This is a genomic window from Slackia faecicanis, from assembly GCF_003725295.1.
GTDB classification, from domain to species: domain Bacteria; phylum Actinomycetota; class Coriobacteriia; order Coriobacteriales; family Eggerthellaceae; genus Slackia; species Slackia faecicanis.
The window spans coordinates 485,062-503,523 of record NZ_QICB01000001.1; the positions used below are offsets into that span (position 1 = coordinate 485,062).

General features: G+C 65.9%; 12 protein-coding genes. All 12 read right to left on the bottom strand.

The window, feature by feature from the left end:
- Nucleotides 1–71: 71 nt before the first annotated feature.
- The 12 genes from pgsA to uvrC all read right to left on the bottom strand — a co-directional run bounded on the left by pgsA (nucleotide 72) and on the right by uvrC (nucleotide 18,453).
- Entirely contained in the window at nucleotides 72–1,199 is a 1,128-nt protein-coding gene (pgsA, locus tag DMP07_RS02220; protein WP_123197506.1) for a CDP-diacylglycerol--glycerol-3-phosphate 3-phosphatidyltransferase, read from the bottom strand.
- Nucleotides 1,189–2,535, bottom strand: coding sequence for a 30S ribosomal protein S12 methylthiotransferase RimO (gene rimO / locus DMP07_RS02225; protein ID WP_123197507.1), 1,347 nt, complete (start codon nucleotides 2,533–2,535; stop codon nucleotides 1,189–1,191). The genes pgsA and rimO overlap by 11 nt, the downstream gene beginning before the upstream one ends.
- Nucleotides 2,536–2,551: 16 nt before the next feature.
- Nucleotides 2,552–3,049, bottom strand: a complete 498-nt coding sequence (locus DMP07_RS02230) for a YajQ family cyclic di-GMP-binding protein (RefSeq protein ID WP_123197508.1) — start codon at nucleotides 3,047–3,049, stop codon at nucleotides 2,552–2,554.
- A gap of 73 nt (nucleotides 3,050–3,122) precedes the next feature.
- Nucleotides 3,123–4,406: a helix-turn-helix domain-containing protein gene (locus tag DMP07_RS02235; protein ID WP_123197613.1), complete on the bottom strand. Its 1,284-nt coding sequence runs from the start codon at nucleotides 4,404–4,406 to the stop codon at nucleotides 3,123–3,125.
- Between the two features lie 20 nt (nucleotides 4,407–4,426).
- The gene (locus tag DMP07_RS02240; protein WP_123197509.1) at nucleotides 4,427–7,354 is read right to left on the bottom strand and encodes an FtsK/SpoIIIE family DNA translocase; all 2,928 of its coding nucleotides are present in this window, start codon (nucleotides 7,352–7,354) and stop codon (nucleotides 4,427–4,429) included.
- A 74-nt stretch (nucleotides 7,355–7,428) separates the two neighbouring features.
- Entirely contained in the window at nucleotides 7,429–9,444 is a 2,016-nt protein-coding gene (locus tag DMP07_RS02245; protein ID WP_244594815.1) for a ribonuclease J, read from the bottom strand.
- A gap of 270 nt (nucleotides 9,445–9,714) precedes the next feature.
- Nucleotides 9,715–11,514 carry an ABC transporter ATP-binding protein gene (locus DMP07_RS02250; RefSeq protein ID WP_123197510.1) on the bottom strand — a complete coding sequence of 600 codons (1,800 nt, stop codon included), beginning with the start codon at nucleotides 11,512–11,514 and terminating at the stop codon, nucleotides 9,715–9,717.
- 156 nt (nucleotides 11,515–11,670) lie between these two features.
- Nucleotides 11,671–13,095 carry a sodium-dependent transporter gene (locus DMP07_RS02255; RefSeq protein ID WP_123197511.1) on the bottom strand — a complete coding sequence of 475 codons (1,425 nt, stop codon included), beginning with the start codon at nucleotides 13,093–13,095 and terminating at the stop codon, nucleotides 11,671–11,673.
- A 359-nt stretch (nucleotides 13,096–13,454) separates the two neighbouring features.
- Nucleotides 13,455–14,378 (bottom strand): DNA-binding protein WhiA, encoded by a 924-nt coding sequence (gene whiA, locus DMP07_RS02260; protein ID WP_123197512.1) that lies wholly within the window; start codon nucleotides 14,376–14,378, stop codon nucleotides 13,455–13,457.
- A gap of 6 nt (nucleotides 14,379–14,384) precedes the next feature.
- Nucleotides 14,385–15,530, bottom strand: coding sequence for a gluconeogenesis factor YvcK family protein (locus DMP07_RS02265; RefSeq protein ID WP_123197513.1), 1,146 nt, complete (start codon nucleotides 15,528–15,530; stop codon nucleotides 14,385–14,387).
- 2 nt (nucleotides 15,531–15,532) lie between these two features.
- On the bottom strand, nucleotides 15,533–16,468 hold the full coding sequence (rapZ, locus tag DMP07_RS02270; RefSeq protein WP_123197514.1) for an RNase adapter RapZ: 936 nt from the start codon (nucleotides 16,466–16,468) through the stop codon (nucleotides 15,533–15,535).
- A gap of 47 nt (nucleotides 16,469–16,515) precedes the next feature.
- Nucleotides 16,516–18,453 carry an excinuclease ABC subunit UvrC gene (gene uvrC, locus DMP07_RS02275; RefSeq protein ID WP_123197515.1) on the bottom strand — a complete coding sequence of 646 codons (1,938 nt, stop codon included), beginning with the start codon at nucleotides 18,451–18,453 and terminating at the stop codon, nucleotides 16,516–16,518.
- Nucleotides 18,454–18,462 lie beyond the last annotated feature (9 nt).

Genomic DNA, 18,462 nt, shown 5'->3' on the forward strand with positions numbered 1-18,462 from the left:
AAGCCCCGCCCTCCCCACCTGGCGATGGAAGAGAGCGGGGCCTGAAAAGCGGCGGAAATCCGGCCGTGCGGCTATTGCCGCACTTCGTCGAGAAGCGCTTCCAAGGCGGCATCGACGGCCTGGCGGCGCACCGCGGCGCGGTCGCCGTCGAAATGGTGCAGCGCGGCATGCTCGCCCGCGGCCGACGACACGCCGACCCAAACGGTTCCGACCGGCTTGCCCTCGACCGCGCCGCCGGGACCCGCGATGCCCGTGGTGGACACCGCCACGTCGACGCCGAGGGTCGCGCGGGCGCCCTTGGCCATCTGGCAGGCGGTCTGCTCGCTGACGGCGCCGTGGGCAGCGAGCGTGTCGCCCGAAACGCCCAGGCAGGACCGCTTCACGTCGTTGGCGTAGCTCACCACGCCGCCCCAGACGGCGTCGGAGGCGCCGGGCACGTCGACCAGCGCGGCCGAGACCAGGCCGCCCGTGCAGCTTTCGGCCGTGCCGATGCGCAGCTCGCGCTCTTTGGCGGCGTCGATGACGCGCTCGGCGAGCGGGCGCTCCTTCACGACGGCCGCATCGCCTTTCGGCTTGAAGCCGATCAGATGGCGCGCCTTCGAGATGTAGTCGATCATCGACACCACGGTAAGGATCAGCGCGATGCCCATGACGGTCCAGCTCAGCACGTACAGGCCGATATAAAAGCCCGACGAAGAGTCGCCGAACGCGGGGCTTTCCTTCACCACGAACAGCACGATCGCGACCATCTGGAACACGGTCTTGAATTTGCCGTACCACGACGCCGCGATGACCTCGCCTTTGCTGGCGGCCACCATGCGCACGCCCGACACGATGAACTCGCGCGCGACGATGATCAGCACGACCCAGCTGGGAATGGCGCCCAGCTCGATCAGCACGAGCAACGCCGCCGTGACGAGGATCTTGTCGGCCAGCGGATCCATGAACTTGCCGAAGTCGGTGACTTCGTTGCGCTTGCGCGCCAGATAGCCGTCGAGCCAGTCGGTGCAAGAGATCACGACGAAGATGCCCGCCGCGATCCATGCCTTCCACACGTCGAGCTCGGCGAAGCCGATCCACTCGGGCCACGGGCTGATGATCGCCGCCACGAACACGGGCACCAGGCAGATGCGGACCATGGTGATGATGTTCGCGGGGGTCATCACGCTATCGGTCGGCTTCGAAACGTTATCGCCCATCGCACAGCTCGCCTTCCATCTCGTACACGAGCGTGTCGACGATGCGCACGCGCACAATGTCGCCGACCTCGCCCTCTTCCAGATACACGACGCCGTCGACCTCGGGGGCCTGGCACATGGCGCGACCGAACAGCTGGCCGTCTTCCTCGCGTCCGAGCACGAGCACGTCCATCTCGCTGCCGATGCGGGCCGACACGCGGCCCTCGCCTATGGCGTCGGCGATGTCGCGGATGCGCTGGGCGCGCTCGATCTTGACCTCTTCATCCACCTGGCCGTCGAGCGTCGCGGCACGCGTGCCCTCCTCGGCCGAGTACGGGAACACGCCCGCGTAATCGAACTCGGCGTCTTCGAGAAACGCGCACAGCTCTTCGAAATCGTCGTCGGTCTCGCCTGGAAAGCCCGCGATCAGCGTGGTGCGCAGCGTGATGCCGGGAACGCGCGCGCGGATGCGCTCGACCAGCGCGCGATGCGATTCGGCGTCGCCCGCGCGGTTCATGGCGCGCAGCACAGGCTTGCTGGCATGCTGCAGCGGAACATCGAGATACGAACACACGTTGTCGTGCGCGGCGATCGTGTCGAGCAGCTCGTCGCTGACGCCCTGCGGCTCGATGTACATGAGGCGGAACCACGTCGCGGGGAATTCGCGCGCGAGCACGTCGAGCAGGTGCGCCGTGGTGTCGGGCTCGTCGAAATCTTCGCCCCAGCGGCCGGTGTCCTGCGCGATCAGCGTGATTTCGCGCACGCCCGCCGCCACGCGCTCGGCCACGGCGGCCCTCACGTCGTCGAGCGGGAAGCTGCGGTAGCGGCCGCGGATATAGGGAATAGCGCAGAAGCTGCAGAAGCGGTCGCAGCCGTCGCTGATCTTGACGTAGGACGACGGGCTTTCGGCGTACGGAGAATCGAACGCGTCGCAGCTCGCCTCGGGGCGCACGCCCAAAACGGCGCAGAGCACTTCGACGATATCGTCTTCGCGGCTGCACGGAACGAACGCCTTGGCCTCCTGCAGCTCGTCTTCGAGGTCGGCGCCGTAGCGGGCGGGCATGCAGCCCGCCACGATCAGCTTCGCCGATCCGTTCTCGAAGTTGTCGAGCCCGCAGATGTCGAAGATCGTATCGAGGCTTTCCTCGGTGGCGGCCTGGATGAACGAGCACGTGTTCACCACGACGGCATCGGCCGCGGAGGGATCTTCCACCACGTCGAATCCGGCGGAAAGGACGCGCTTGGTCATTTCGGCCGAATCGACTTCGTTCTTGGCGCAGCCGAGCGTGACGAAGCAGACCGCAGGGGCCGCCGCGCGCTCGCCGAGGTGCGCCGTCGTGACGTCGATGTTGGTCACAGATGCACCGCCTTGCTTATCGATAGTTGACGTATTGCAACGGCTGTCCGTAGTCGTTGCCCTTCAAAAACGCGATGACCTCCTGGAGCGCGTCGCGCGAAGCAGAGCTCACGCGCAGCTTGTCGCCCTCGATGGTCACCTTCACCTTAAGCTTCTGGGCCTTGATGTCCTTGTTGATCTTGGAAGCCGTTTCCTTGTCGATACCTTCGACGATCTCGCCCGTCTGACGAACGCTCTGGCCGGCGGCGGCCACGGGCTCGCCCCACTTCACGGAGTTCAGATCGATGCCGCGGCGGATGAGCTTGCTGGCCAAGACGTCGATGACTTGTTTGGCCACGAAGTCGGCCGGGGCGGCCACGGTGATTTTGCGGCCTCCCTTGTCGAGCGTGATCTCGGCGCCCGAGTCTTTGAGGTCGTAGCGCTGGGCGAGCTCGCGCTTCGCCTGGCCGAACGCGTTATCGACCTCCTGCATGTCGACGGTGGACACGACGTCGAAGCTGGATTCTTTCGCCATGATGGCAACCTTTCTTCTTGGATGGAAAAACGACGAACGGGCGAGTCGTGCGGCCCGCCCGTGGAAAAACGCATTATGCGGCAGAGGAATTCCCCGCGCTCGAGGCGGCCTCGCCCGAGCCTTCGCTCGAAGAGTCGCCCGCGGCGGCGTGCTCTTCGTTCCACTGCGCGAGGACGTCGGCGAAGCTCACGTTCACCGTGGCCACGCCCGACGATCCCGCCTTGAGGGGGATCTCGACGCCGTCCTGCGTCAGCTTCACGCCGTCAGGCGGCGTGACGTGGAATTCGAAATCGCCCGTGACGTCGTAGGACTGGCTCTTGGGACCGGTGGCGTCGCCGCCGTCGACGTATTTGCCGTCTATGTACACCTCGAAATAGGTGGTGACGCCCTTGGGGATGTCGTAGGCCATGACGGTCTTCGTGGGAGCGGCGGCCTTGGCGGCCTCTTCGGCCTTCGCCGCGTCCTCCTCGGCCTTGGCGGCGCCGTCTTGGGCCGCCGCGTCGTCGGCGGACGAATCGGTCGTGGCGGAGCCGGGAAGCCCCGTGATATTCATGGGCGCGGGTTCCTGCTCGACGTTCTGGGCGCGGCCGATGCCGTTGGCGAGCACCGCGATGACCACCACGAGCAACAGCACGATGATGCCCGCGACGATGAAGGGCATCTTGTCGCGCCAGCTGGGAGGACGCACGCCGATGTTTTTAGGCGCGGCGTAGAGGTTGGTGTAGTGCTCCCCCGGCATGCTCGAACGGCGGGCGCGGTGGGTGCTGCGCGCGTCATGGCGACGGCCGTCCTCGACCGGCTCGATGCGACGCGTCTGGTCGCTCGAGCGGCGCGCGTTGCGCTGAGAAAGGCCCTGGCCGTAGGCGTTGTACGAGCCCACGTGCACCGCGCCGATACGGCTGGCGGGCTCTTTGGGCGGCGCGATCGCGGCGTCGATATCGTCGAACAGCCGGTCGTCGAAGCCTCCCGACGAGCGACGGGCGCGCTCGCGGTCCGCCTGGGAAGCGGCCTGCTCCTTAGCGGCACGCTCGTCTTCATGCCCGCGGTCGAGCACCGCCGAGCGGCGCGACGAAGGCATGTCGAAGCCGGACGGCCTGATGTTCTCGCGCGCATGCTCCACCTGGCTGCGATACTGGGCGTTTTGGTACATCTTCACCACTTCGGTGGTATTGAGGCCCAGATAGCGCGCATAGGCGTTGATCATATTGCGAGAGTAGCCGCGCGGCGGCATGGCGTCGATATCGGAGTCCTCGATGCGTTCGAGGATATCGGGGCGTATGCGGATGCGTCGGGCGACCGACACGAGGTCTTCGCCGCTCTGCTCGCGCGCATGGCGCAACACGTCGCCGAAATTCATTTCGTCCACGCCGTTCCTCCTTAGAATCCTTCCGAGGCATCCTGGGCTTCGAATGCCTTGAGCGTTTCAAGTTCCATCGCATCGACCAGCACCTCGCGCGGCTTGCTGCCGTTCGGGGGGCCGACGATGCCTTTCTCTTCAAGCATGTCCATTATACGGCCGGCGCGCGAATAGCCCACGCTCAACCGCCGCTGGATGTTCGAGGTCGACCCCAGGCCGCTCGCCACCACGATATCGGCCGCCTCCCACAGCAAGGGGTCGTCCGAACTCGACGACCCGCCCGATCCGTCGGGCATCGACGAGCCGAGGCCGATGACGTTGGTCTGCAAGATCTCCTGGTGGTATTCGGGCTCGCCCTGCTCTTTGAGATGCGCCACCACGGCCTCGATTTCCTCCTCGGACACGAAGCAGCCCTGCAGACGCTGCGGCTTGGCGTATTCGGGCTTGCTGAACAGCATGTCGCCCAAGCCGATCAGGTTCTCGGCGCCCGGCGTGTCCAAGATGACGCGCGAGTCGATGCCCGACGCCACGTTGAAGGCGATGCGGTTGGTGATGTTCGCCTTGATCAGGCCCGTGACCACGTTGGTGGACGGGCGCTGCGTGGCCACGATCATATGGATGCCCGCGGCGCGCGCGAGCTGGGCGATGCGGCTGATCGAAAGCTCGACCTCTTTGCCCACGTTCATCATCAGGTCGGCGAGCTCGTCGATGATGATGACGATGTAGGGCATCTTCTTGGCGGGCTCGGCGCCTTCGTCGGCCTCTTCGTCGAAGACCCCCTGCTCGACCTTCTTGTTGTACTGGGCGATGTTGCGCACGCCCGCCTTCGACATGACCTTGAGCCTGCGCTCCATCTCGGCCACGCCCCATGCCAAGGCGCTCGCCGCCTCCTTGTTCTCGGTGACCACCGGGACATAGAGGTGCGGAATGCCGTTGTAGGGCGTGAACTCGACGCGCTTGGGGTCGATCATGATGAAGCGCACCTCGTCGGGCGTGGCGCGCATGAGGATCGACATGATCATGGCGTTGATCGCCACCGATTTGCCCGAGCCCGTGGTGCCGCCGATCAGCAGATGGGGCATCTTGGCCAGGTCGGTGACGATCGAATGGCCCTCGACGTCTTTGCCGATGGCCATCTCGAGCGGCGAACCCTTGGCGTCTTTGATCACGTCTCCCAAAAGCACGTTCTGGCGCACCTTGTTGGGAACCTCGATGCCCACGTGGTTGGTGCCGGGAATCGGGGCGAAGATGCGCACGCCGGGCGCCGCGAGCGCAAGCGCGATGTCGTCTTGCAACGCCATGATCCTGCTCACGCGCACGCCGCTGGGAAGGTCAACCTTGAACAGCGTCACCGTGGGGCCGGCGACCCAGCCGACCACCGTGGCCATGATGTTGAAGTCTTCGAGCGTGCCCTGCAGCTCGGCAGCCGTGGCCGCGAGCTCGCGCTCGTCGGCTTCGGCGGCATGCTCGCTATGGCGGATCAGGCTGAACGCGGGAAGCGTGAAGCCGCCGCGCGTCTCGCCCTCGCCGCCCGCGATACGCGATGCGGCGGGAGCGGCGCATTTCTTGAGAGAGCGCGTCACGCCCGAAACCGCGGCCTCGGGCGCGCTCGCGGCGCGTTCGAGCTTGCGCGTCATGGGCGCGGGCGGCACGGCCTTGGGCTCCTCGATGACGGGAGCAGCCGGCGAGAATACATCGTCTTCGGGGTCTTCCCACGGAAGGGCGCGCTTGGCAGGCGCCTCTTTGCGCGCGGAAAGCGAGCGCGTTGCCGTGGCGGGCGCGACGGGCGCGGCCTCGAACACGTTGTCTTCTTCCTCGGACTCGAGCGCAGGCGCAGGCGCAGGCGCCGCCGTGCGCTCGGAGCGCAGGAATCCAGGCTCCGCCGGGGCCTCGTCGGAAGCCGCGGGCACCATGCCCCGTTCGTCGAGGGGGTCTTCCACGCCGAGGACCCTCGTACGCTTCGCCTCGATCGCGCGGCCTTCGTCGGCGATGGCGCGGGCCTCGTCGTAGGCGTAGTCGGAAGGCCAGTACATGTCGACCGACATCGCGGACGGGCCGCCCTGCGCGGTGCTCGGGGCGCCGAGCACCTGGGTGGAAAGCGACTGCGACGCGCGTCGCGGACGCGACAGGTCACGCGGGACGCGGGGAATCGGGTCGGGGCGGCGCACGATGCGCGCCGGCGGCTCGGAGCTTTGCGCGGGACGATACGCGGGCGAATCGAGCGCGTCGGATTCGTCTTCCTCGGCCGCGGCCTCGCGCTGCTCGCGGCGGCGCTCGACGCGCTCTTTGACCGAGGCGATAGCGTCATGGGCGGTATGCAGCGCCCCCGACACGGAGAATCCGATGACCACCGCGCCGCCCAGGGCGAGGCCCACCATGACGATGGCGCCCACTACGCGGCCGAGAAGCTCGAGCAAGGCCCACGCGACGCCCGCGCCCAGGTATCCGCCGTGCGTGCGCAGCGCCTCGGCGCCGAACAGCAGCGACGGATCGGCATCGGCCCCCGGCACGAACAGCGACAGCAGGGCCTCGAACGCCACGAACAGCATGATGAAGCCGACGCCCATGCGCAAGGCGAGCACGTCCGTCTCGCCGCGCAGGAGAAAGCACGCCCCCACCGCGGCCAGAAGGACGGGCAGGACGTAGGCGCCCACGCCCAGGGCGGCATGAAGCGCCCCGGCCAAAGCCGAGGTGATGAAGCCCGAGGGCGGAAAGACGGCCGTGACGAACAAGACGACGGCCGCCACGGCGATGGCGACGCCCGCGATGTCGCGCTTGGTGCGCTCGTCGAAAATGAGCGGAGCGGCGCTTTCGGGCGCTTCGGCCTCGGGCTCTTTGCGACGGCCCTTGCTCTTCGAAGGCGCGTCCTTCAAAGCGACGCGGCCTTCCTTGGCCGCATCGCTTTTCTTCTTCGGTTGTGATTCGGTGGTCTTGGAACCGCGAGCCACGTTACTGCACTCCTTGCCTCATGCCGCGTCTATCATGCATTCGACCTGCGTTTTTCAACGCGTGTGCGCCCCGTTTACAGCTCGATGATCGCGCACACCACCATGGGACGCTGCTTGGTGCGCTCCCACAGAAGCGAGAGAAGGGCGTCGCGGCAGACCTTCTCGAGGTCTTTGCCCTTGGTGCCCTTGTCGAGCGCGCGACGCAGCGTTCCCTTCACGGTTTCGCCGGCCTCGCGGCGCAGCTGGGCCACGTCGCCGCCGGTGATGCCGCGCATTTCAACGCGCACCGGGCCTTCGATCTGCTTCTTGCGCACGTTGACCGCGGCCGCGATGGTCGCGATGCCGTAGTTGGAAAGCGCCTGGCGCTCGTCGAGCACGTCGCGCGAGGTGTCGCCCACCGACAGGCCGTCCACGTAGACGATGCCGCTTTCGACCGGCTCGCCGAAACGGACGCCCGCCTCGGACAGCTCGAGCGTGTCGCCGTTCTCGCACAGGAAGATTTTGCGCGGGTCGACGCCCGTGGCCTCGGCCAGGCGCGCATGGGCGCGCAGGTGCGTGGACTCGCCGTGCACCGGCATGAAATGCTTCGGCTGCACGATGGAAAGCACCAGCTTGAGCTCTTCGGCGCCTGCGTGGCCGGACACATGCACCATAGCGCGCTTCTTGTCATAGACCTCGCAGCCGATCTTGGCGAGCGAGTTGACGACGCGCGTGACGGCCTTCTCGTTGCCGGGGACCGGCGTGGCCGAAATGATCACGGTGTCGCCCTGGTCGATCTGAATCGTGCGGTGCTCGCCGTTGGCGATGCGCGCGAGGGCCGACAGGGGCTCGCCCTGGCTGCCCGTGCACATGATGACCACCTTCTCGGGCGGGGTGCCCTTGAGGTCGTAGGCGTCGATCAGGTCGACGTCTTGGATCTTCAGATAGCCCAGGCGACGGGCGATATCGGTGTTCTGCACCATGGAACGGCCCGTGACGACCACCTTGCGGCCGTTGGCCACGGCGGCGTCGGCGATCTGCTGCAGACGGTGGATATGGCTTGCGAAGCTGGCGATGATCACGCGGCCCTTCGCGTTTTCGATGATCCGGCGCAGCGTGCGGCCCACTTCGGCCTCGGAAGGCGTGAAGTTGGGGTTCTGCGCGTTCGTGGAGTCGGACATCATCAGGTCGACGCCCATCTTGGAGAAACGCGCGAGCGCGCCGAAATCGGTGTGCACGCCGTCGATGGGGCTCTGGTCGAGCTTGAAGTCGCCCGTGTGCAGCACGTTGCCCGCGGCGGACTGCATGAACACGCCCACGGCGCCGGGGATGGAGTGGTTCACCGCGAAGAAATCGACGATGAAGCCGCCCAGCTTGATTTCGTCGCCCGCCTTGATCTCGGCGAGCTTCGCCTTCACGCGATGCTCGTTGAACTTGCCCTCGATCAGGCCGAGCGTCATCTTGGTGCCGTAGATCGGCACCTTGCGGGACAGGTCCTTCATCAGATACGGCAGCGAGCCGGTGTGGTCTTCGTGGCCGTGCGTGATGATGATGCCGCGCAGCTTGTGCTCGTTTTCGAGCACGTAGGTGTAGTCGGGCAGGATCAAATCGATGCCCGGATGGTCGTCGTCGGGAAACATCAGGCCCGCGTCGACGAGCAGCATGTCGTCGCCGCACTCGAACACGGTCATGTTCTTGCCGATGGCGTCGAGGCCGCCCAGGGGAATGATTTTCAGCTTGGCGGCGGGGTTTTTCTTCACGCCCGCGCGACGGCGCGTGCCGCCCGTGGTCTTGGAGGCGTTGCGCGTGCGCGGCTTGGAAAAGCTTTCCTGCTCCATCTGGTCTTCCGGCGTGATCTGAGGACGCTTGTGCTCGACCGAGACGGTCTTGTGGCGCGTCGTGTTGCGACGACGGCGGTTCTGGCTGCGCTGCTCGGAGGCTGCGCCCTCGGCGGCGGGCTTGGCCTGGCCGCCGCGCGACTGCGAGCGGCCCTGGTTCTGGCCCTGGTTCTGATTCTGGCTGCGAGGCGCGCGGCGCGTCTCGGAACGGTCGGCCGCGCTCTTCTGGGAATTGCCGGCGTTCGCTTCGCCGTTGATATGTTCGTTGCTCAAAACGGTAATGCTCCTTTGATATCGGACGACATGGTTGCTATACAAACATCGGCGCCCATGGGCCGATGCTTCGTTCGTGAAAAGGGGCGCGTGCGCCCGAAACGCCGCGCGCGACGAGGCGCACGAAGCGTTCGCTTCCTTGATAATCAACGCTTTATTGTACCAATTAACCGCACTTCGCTCCATCGACGGAACGCAGCACGTCCAAACGCCACAACTCGCCGGGCGCGCGGGCGGCGGAAAAACGGGCGCGGAAGCGGACGGAACAGGCTAGTCGAGATAGGCCCCCGTCTGGCGATTCCACAGGTCGGCATACACGCCGCCCGCCTCGATCAGCTCGGCGTGCGGGCCGTCCTCGACGACGCGACCTCCCTCGAGCACCACGATGCGGTCGAGGCCCGCCACCGTGGACAGGCGATGGGCCACCACCACCGCGGTGCGTCCGCGCATCAACTCCTCCAGCGCGTCTTGCACCATCTTCTCGCTCTCGGAATCGAGCGCGCTCGTAGCCTCGTCCAAAACCAGGATCGGACAATCGGCCAGAATGGCGCGCGCGATCGCGATGCGCTGGCGCTGTCCGCCCGAAAGCTTCACGCCGCGCTCGCCCGTGACGGTGTCGAAGCCCTGCGGCAGGCGCTCGATGAACTCGAGGGCGTTGGCGCGCCGCGCCGCCTCGCGGATTTCCTCCATCGTGGCATCGGGCCTGCCGTAGGCGATGTTTTCGGCCACGCTGCGGTGGAACAGCAGCGATTCCTGCGGCACGTAGGCGATCTGGCGGCGCAGCGAGCGCTGCGTGGCGTCGGCGATGTTCTGGCCGTCGATTTCGATCCCGCCCTCCTGGATGTCGGACAGGCGCAGCAAAAGCTTGGTGAGCGTGGTCTTGCCCGCGCCGCTCGCCCCCACCAATCCCACGCGCTGGCCTGCGGGAATATGCAGGTCGAATCCGTCGAAGACGCGGGTCTTCACGCCTCCGTCGACGTAATCGAAGCCGATGCCGGCGAAATCGATCGCGCCCTCGCGCGCTTCGAGGTCGAACGCGTCGGGAGCGTCGGCCACCAGGCGCGGCTCGTCGAGCGCGGCCGTCATGCCGGAGGCGTCGCCGAAGGCGCGGTTGAAGCGCTGCAGGCCGTTGTTGATGAAATTGAACTGGTTGGTCACCGTGTAGGTGTAGGTGAACATCATCACGAGCGTGCCGGGCGTGATGCCGTACCATGCGTTGCCGCCCGCGATGAACACCGACACCGCCGCCATGATCGTCACCGCGATGCAGGCCGTGACGATGCCGCGCGTAAGCGACGCCTGCATGCGCTTCGAATCGCGCGCCACCACGTCTTTGTTCGCGGCGTCGAACAGGCCGCGCTCGTAATCTTCGCGGCCGTAGGTCTTCACGGCCAAGATATTGGCCACCGAATCGGACAGCTCGCCCGACAGGTGGTTCTGCGCGCCCGCCGCCTGCTCGTTGAGATGCAGGATGCGCTTATACATATAGTAGGAAACGCAGGCGTACAGCGCGAGCAGCGCCATGAGGATCGCCACATACACCGGCACGCGCGGCGCCAGGATGGCGCAGGTGAAGATAATCGAGCAGGCCACCGGCAGAAACGGGAACGTGATCGTTTCCAGCAGCAGCTGATAGGCACTCATGAACTTGGCGGTCTGGCTGACCAGCGTGCCGCCGAAACGGTTGGAATGAAAGCTCATGGACTGGTTGCACAGCGCATCGAAGCTCATCGTGGCCAGGTCGTACGACGCCGCGATCTGCAGCTTGTACATGGCGTAGTCTTGCAGCTTGCTTGCCGCCTGGCCGCACACGTTGATCGCGATCAACGCGAAAATGAACGGCCCGAACACCGAAAACACCTGGTCGGAAGGCACGGGGCCCGCGCTTACCTTATCGACCACCAGGCTCATCACGTACGGATTGCCGTAGGAAAGCAAGGCGACGAACAAAAACGTCGAAACCATAAGCAGCGAGAACAGGCCGAAATGCTTGCGCGTGACCTGCCAGTAGTAATGCAGCGTGCGCTTCGTGGTCGATGCCGCCTTCTTCTTTTCACCATCGGTCGCCATGAATCCCCTTTCGTCAAGCATCCGATTATGCCACAGCGCACGCGCCCTGCGACGAAACGCCGCGGGAACGACGCAGGCGCTGCCCCCGTATACGGCGAGGCGGCGCCGACCATGCGACGCCGCCTCGAATCTCTCGTATGCGATTTCGGACGAGTGCTACAAGCCCAGCCAGAGCGCGACCTTCGGCGCATAGCCCATGATGAAGATGATCACGATCAGCACGGGAATGCCCCACTTCACCCACAGTCGGCTCCATGCGGGGAATTTCATGCCCTCGCCCGCATCGGCCTCGGCGAGGAAGCTCTTCCAGCCCCAGCCGAAGCGCTGCGTGCAGAACAGCACGAAGATCAGCGCGCCAAGCGGCAGCATGTTGTTGGACACGATGAAGTCCTCGATCGACTGGATATCGCCGATGCCCGGAACTGCCACGCCCGAAAGCACGTTGAAGCCGAATACGCACGGCAGGCTCAGAACCACCACGAGCACGGCGTTGATCGCCACCGCGCGCTTGCGGTCGATGGCCCACTTGTCCATGGTGAAGCTGATCAGGTTCTCGAATACGGCGATGACGGTGGACAGCGCCGCGAAGCTCATGAACACGAAGAACAGCGCGCCCCAGACGTTGCCGAGCGGCATCTGGCCGAACACCACGGGCAGCGTGACGAACACGAGCGAGGGGCCGGAGTCGGGCGTGACGTTATACGCGAAGCAGGCCGGGAAGATGATCAGGCCGGCCAGGATGGCGACGAGCGTGTTGAGCAGCGTGACGTTGACGGCCTCGCCCGTCAGGCTGCGCTCGCGGCCGATCTTCGAGCCGAAGATCTCCATCGCGGCGATGCCGAGCGAAAGCGAGAAGAACGCCTGGCCCATGGCCGCATAGACCGCTTCGCCGAACGTTGCCCAGCCGCCTGCGAACATGCGGCTGAAATCGGGGATCAGGTAGAACTCCAGGCCCTCGGCGGCGCCGGGAAGCGTGACCGAGCGGATGCAGAGCGCGATCATGGCGACGAACAGGATGGCCATCATCCACTTCGTGATGCGCTCGACGCCCTTCTGCAGGCCCAGGCTGCACACGAGGAATCCGATGACCACCGCGGCGAGCATCCAGCCCAAAAGCTCGGAGGGGTTCGCGAGCATCGACGAGAACGCCGCGCCCGTGACCTCGGCCGTGCCGGCGTCGAACATACCCGACGCCATCTTGGGCACGTAGGCCAGCATCCAGCCCGCCACCGTAGTGTAGAACATCATCAAGATCATGCATCCGATGTAGCCCCACCAGGAGAACCAGTGGAAGCGGCGCTTGGGCTCGAGGACGTCGAAGGCCTGCGCGCAGCTCTTCTGGCTGGCGCGGCCCACGGCGAACTCCATCACCATGACGGGCAGGCCCAGGATGACCAGGAAGATCAGGTACAGCAACACGAAGGCGCCGCCGCCGTATTCGCCCGCGATGTACGGGAAACGCCACACGTTGCCCAATCCGATGGCGCAGCCTGCGGCCACGAGGATGAAGCCCAGGCGGGACGCGAAGTGTTCGCGCTTCTGCTCCCCGCCCGCAGGCTTCACGGAAGTCGTATCGGCCATAAATCACTCCTTCTGACTAAAGCGACGAAATGAGGAGGATTTTAGCATGAATACTCAAGAGGAGGAATATCGGCCGCCGAGGCGTCGGGCGAAAGGAGCGGGAGCCGCAAGCCGGGCGGCGCGGCGCAACGGCCCCCGCCGCGCCGGGTGCGTCACCGGCGCGGCGGGCCCGGGCTTTCGTGGGCGCGCGCGGTGCAACGGTCTCGCAGCGGCGGGTTTCAGCCGAAACGGATGCACGCGGCATCGCGGGTTCGCCCGACCCGCGGCCGCCGACGCGAACCCGCTCGCCCGCCTTCGGCCCTCCGCGCGAAGACGCGCGCGAAGACGCGCGCGAAAAAGGGCGCCCGCGGCGCCCGCGATCACAGATTCTTCGCGAGGTCTTCCAACCTGCGCACGCGATGATACACCGCCGATTTCGACAGCGGCGGATTCGCCCGTTCGCCGAGCTCTTTGAGGCTCGCGTCGGGATAGCGCAGACGCAGGCGCACGAACTCCTGCAGTCCCGGCGGCAGATCGGCCATCTTGCCGCTTTCCGCCAGCTTGCGGATGCTCACGATCTGGTCGATCGCGGCCTCGGCGCTTTTGGCCTGGTTGGCCAGCTCGGCGTTCACCTTGCGGTTGATGTCGTTGCGCACGCTTTTGCGCACGCGCTCGTTTTCCATGGCGAGCGCGCTTTGGTGCGCGCCCACGAACGCGAGAAACTCCGAGATGGCGGTGCCGCTCTTGAGATACACGATATACGAGTTGCGGCGGTGCAGGATGCGCGCCTTGATGCCGCGCTCGGTCATCAAGGCCACGAGTCCCTCGGCCAGTCCCTCGTTTTCGACCGTGATCTCGAAGTGGAAATCGCCGCGCGGCTCGGCGATGAAGCCGCTGCCCAGAAATGCGCCGCGCAGATACGCCGCCTCGCAGCAGGGCTTTTCGATCAGATGGGCGTGAATGCCCATCTCCAGGCCCGCATCGCCCAGGACGCCCAGGTCGTGCAGGGCCTCCTCCATGCCGGGCTGAGACGGGACCACAATCAGGTAGTTCGGGGTTTTATGCAGCACGCTGCGGCGCACCGTGAGCTCGGTCTTAAGGGCGTAGGTCTGATGGAGCGACTTGATGATCAAGCGCGCCACGGAGCTGATTTCGGTGGCCACCTCCAGGCGGTAGCGCCCCGGCCCCGAGAAGAACAGCGTGCCCTCGATGCGGATAAGGGCCGCCAAGGTAGCCTTGTCGCAATGGCTGCACCCCGGAGCCACGCGCGTGAGCTCGTCTTTGACATCGGCGGTAAACGACATGGAATCTTACTTTCTCAAACGCAGACGGGAAAGGCGGACCACGGTGCGCATGGCCTCGCGCAAAGCGGACGCGTCATGCCACGTGGGCCTCAAGGGATCGACGAGGTTGCGGACGAGCACCACGGGGCCCGCCTGCTGGATGGCGAAGGCGTCCTCGTAAGAAATCCGCACCGGACGGATGGCGTCGGACGGCCGGGCCGGTACGGCCGACGGCCCCGCCTGAGGCACGTCGCCGCAAACGGCGCGGGCCATGCGGTCGGCCCGATTCGCGGGTCGCAATGCCTCGGGGCTGTGCACCAGCACGTAATCGACCAGGCCGTCCATGCCGTGGCGCATCAGCGCCTCGAAATGCTCGCGCGCCGAAAGGCCCCAGGTCTCGCCCTGCATATCGGCCAGCGAGCACACGAACGCCACCACGCCGCTCGATTCCCTGATCGCGTCGATGACGCCCGGCACCAACAGGTTGGGAATGATCGACGTGAACAGCGACCCCGGGCCGAGCACGATCAGATCGGCCGCGCGAATCGCATCGAGGGCGGGACCGTAGGCGCGCACCGGCGTATCGGATTCGAGCCATACGCGATGCAGCGCCGTGGTGGACTTGCACGCCTTCGCCTGGCCCTCGAGCACCACGCCGTCGCAGGTCTCGGCGGAAAGCTGCACCTTGTCCAGCGTCGAAGGATACACGTGGCCGCGCGCGCCGAGCAGGCGCTCGCAGATGGCGATGGCCTCGGGAAACGATCCCGTGGCGTCTTCGAGCGCCGACAGCATCAGGTTGCCCAGCGTATGGTTGCGCGCGAACGAGAACCGGTATTTGAACGCGCGCGTCAGCGGGTCGGAGGCGTCGGCCGCCATGGCGGCCAGGCACTTGCGGATGTCGCCCGGCGGCAAGACGCCCGCCTCTTCGCGCAGGATGCCGGTCGAGCCGCCGTCGTCGGCCATGGCCACGACCGCGGAAACCTCGGCCTCGAGCGAGAGCAGGGTGCGAATCGACACGGGAGCCCCCGTGCCGCCGCCGATCACGACCGCCTTCACGGGGGCCGCCGTGTCGTGCAACGCCTTATCGCCCACTTCCGAGCGAAGGCGCGCGAAAGCGGCCGTCGCCGCCGGGTCGTAGGCGAACGGCACATCGCGCGGAGTGAATTCGGCCATGGCTATTCGGCCTTTCCATCGAGCGCCGAGCGCACCGATTCGGCCAGCGCGAGGTCTCGATGGCTCACGCTGACGCGATAGCCGCGGGTTTTCAGGTAGTCGCCCGTGCTTTCCGCCAGCGCGACGCTGCGGTGCTGTCCGCCCGTGCAGCCCACTGCGATCGCCAGTTGCTGCTTGCCTTCCTTCACGTAGCCCGGCATCACCACGTCGAGCAGCTCGCGCCAGCGCTTCAGGAATTCGACCGTCTCGTCGCGATACATGACGAAATCGCGCACGGGCGCGTCGAGGCCCGTCAGCGGACGCAGGGCGGGGTCGTAATAGGGATTGGGAAGGAAGCGCACGTCCATCACCATGTCGGCGTCAAGCGGCGCCCCGTGTTTGAACCCGAAGGAGTACACGGTGACGGCCAGGCCCTCGCGCTCGTCGACGCCCGCGAACAGGTCGCGGATCTTCGTGCGCAGCTGCATGGGCAGAAGCTCGCTCGTGTCGATCACGTCGTGAGCCATATTGCGCAGCGAGAACAGCAGCGCGCGCTCGGCGGCGATGCCCTGGGCGATGGTCATGCCCTCTTCGCACATGGGGTGGCGGCGACGGCTCGCCTTGTAGCGCGCCACCAGCTTGTCGTCGTCGGCGTCGAGAAACACCACGCGATACGCCACGCCCGCCGCGGACAGGCCTTCGAGCTCGCCTTTCAAGTCGGCGAAGAAATCCTTATTGCGCGCGTCGCAGACCACGGCGAGCTTGCGGGCCTTCTCGCAGGCGCCGCGCGCCGTGCTGAGCAGCTGCGGGATCAGGTTCGCCGGAAGGTTGTCGATGCAGAAATACCCCAGGTCTTCGAAGGCGTGCATGGCCTCCGTGCGGCCGGCGCCGCTCATGCCCGTGACGATGACGAAATCATTGGCGCTTTCGCCTTCGTATGCGGCGGTCTCGAATCCCATGGGCACCCTCTTTCTCGAACGCTCGGTCCTCTCCAGGGGCCGGCGGACTACACGCTTCGCTCCGAACGGAGCCGTCGTTCATTATACTGCGAGAGCACCGCGTAGACCTCTTCGGCCACTTCGACCGGAACCGCCTTCGCGGCGACGATGTCTTCGAGGCTCGCTTCGCAAAGTTTGCGAAAGCCCCCCATGGCCGCAAGCAGCGCCTTCTTGCGCACGGGGCCCAGTCCCGTCACGTCGTCGAGCACCGATTTGGTCATGCCCTTGCCGCGCAGCTCGCGATGGAACGCGATAGCGAAGCGGTGGCTTTCGTCTCGCACGTGTTTAACCAGGTACAACGAACTCGACCCGCTCGGCAGCACCACGGGGCCGCTCTCCTGCCAGGGCACGAACAGCTCCTCGTCGCGCTTCGCAAGGCCCGCCACGGGAATGTCGTCGATGCCCAGCTCGGCCAGCTGCGCCAGCGCGGCCGTAAGCTGCGGCTTGCCGCCGTCGACGATCAGCAGGTCGGGCTTTTTGCCGAAGCGCTCGTCGGCCATGCGCTCGGGCGCGTAGCGGCGGCCGAGCACCTCGCGCATGCTCAGGAAGTCGTCGGCCTCTTCGAGCGGCGTCTTGATCTTGAAGCGCCGGTACTGGTTTTTGTCGGGGCGTCCGCCCGTGAACACCACCATCGACGCCACCGTATACGACCCGTGGATCGTGGAGATGTCGAAGCATTCGATGCGCATCGGCGGCGCGTCGAGTGCAAGGGCGCTTTCGAGCTGCAGGAGCGCGTCGTTGATGCGCTTATCCTCGTAGTTGGTGCGCACCTTGTAGCGGCTGAGCGTATGCCCCGCGTTCTTGCGGGCCATGGCCAAAAGCTCGGCCTTCTCGCCGCGCTGCGGCACCGTGAAGCGCACCTTGGCGCCGTGGGGGCTTGCCAGCTTCTCGGTAAGCCACGCCTCCATGGCCTCGGCGTCTTCGAGCTCGCAATCGACGATCACCTCGTGCGGGATCGAGGTGGCGGCATCGTAGTAGCGCAGCAAGAAATTGTGCAGCAGGTCCACGTCGGGCACGTCGCGGCCGCGGTCGAGCACGAATTCGTTGCCGTTGACGATGCGGCCCTCGCGCACCATGAACACGTGCACGCCAGCGATGGTCTCCTCACGCTCGATGCCGATGACGTCGGCGTTCAGGTTGCGCGAAGACACCGCATGCTGGCGGTCCGTCAGCGACTCGATCGTGTCGATGCGCGCCTTGATGCGGCCCGCCCGCTCGAAATCGAGCTCGGCGGCCGCGGCGGCCATTTCCCCGGAAAGCTCGTCGACGAATTCGCGGCGATTGCCCGCCAGGAAGCGTTCGACGCGCGCGACGTTCTCGCGATACTCCTCGGGCGTCACCCATCCGCAGCATGCGCCGGGCCCCAGCCCCACGTGGGCGTCGAAGCAGGGACGGCACGATTCGTCGGACAGGACCTCTTCGACCGACGCCGTTTCCAGGCGGCGCTTGAGCCTGCGCCATTCGGCGCACTTCGACGCGCAGACCGGCACGATCTTGCGCACGATGTCCACCAGGTCGCGCGCGGCGCGGCTGTCGGTGTACGGTCCGAAATAGCGCGTGCCCGCCACGTGCTTCTCGCGCGTGTACTTGATGGCGGGAAACACGTCGCTTTTGGTGATCGCGATGAACGGATAGCTCTTATCGTCCTTGAAGTCGGCGTTGAAAAACGGCGCGTACTGGTTGATCAGATTCTTCTCGAGCACGAGGGATTCGTGCTCGTTTTCGACCACGATGTATTCGAATGAATCTATCTGCTCCAGCATGAGCGGGATCTTGGCGCGCTCGTCCTGCCCCATGACGTATTGCTTCATGCGGGCGCGCAGCTGCTTGGCCTTGCCTACGTAGATGACGCGGCCGTCGCTGTCTTTCCACAGGTACACGCCGGGAAGCGCGGGCACGCCTGCCAGCTCCTGCCTTATTTCTTGAATGCGGGTTTCGTTGCTCATGCGGGCAAG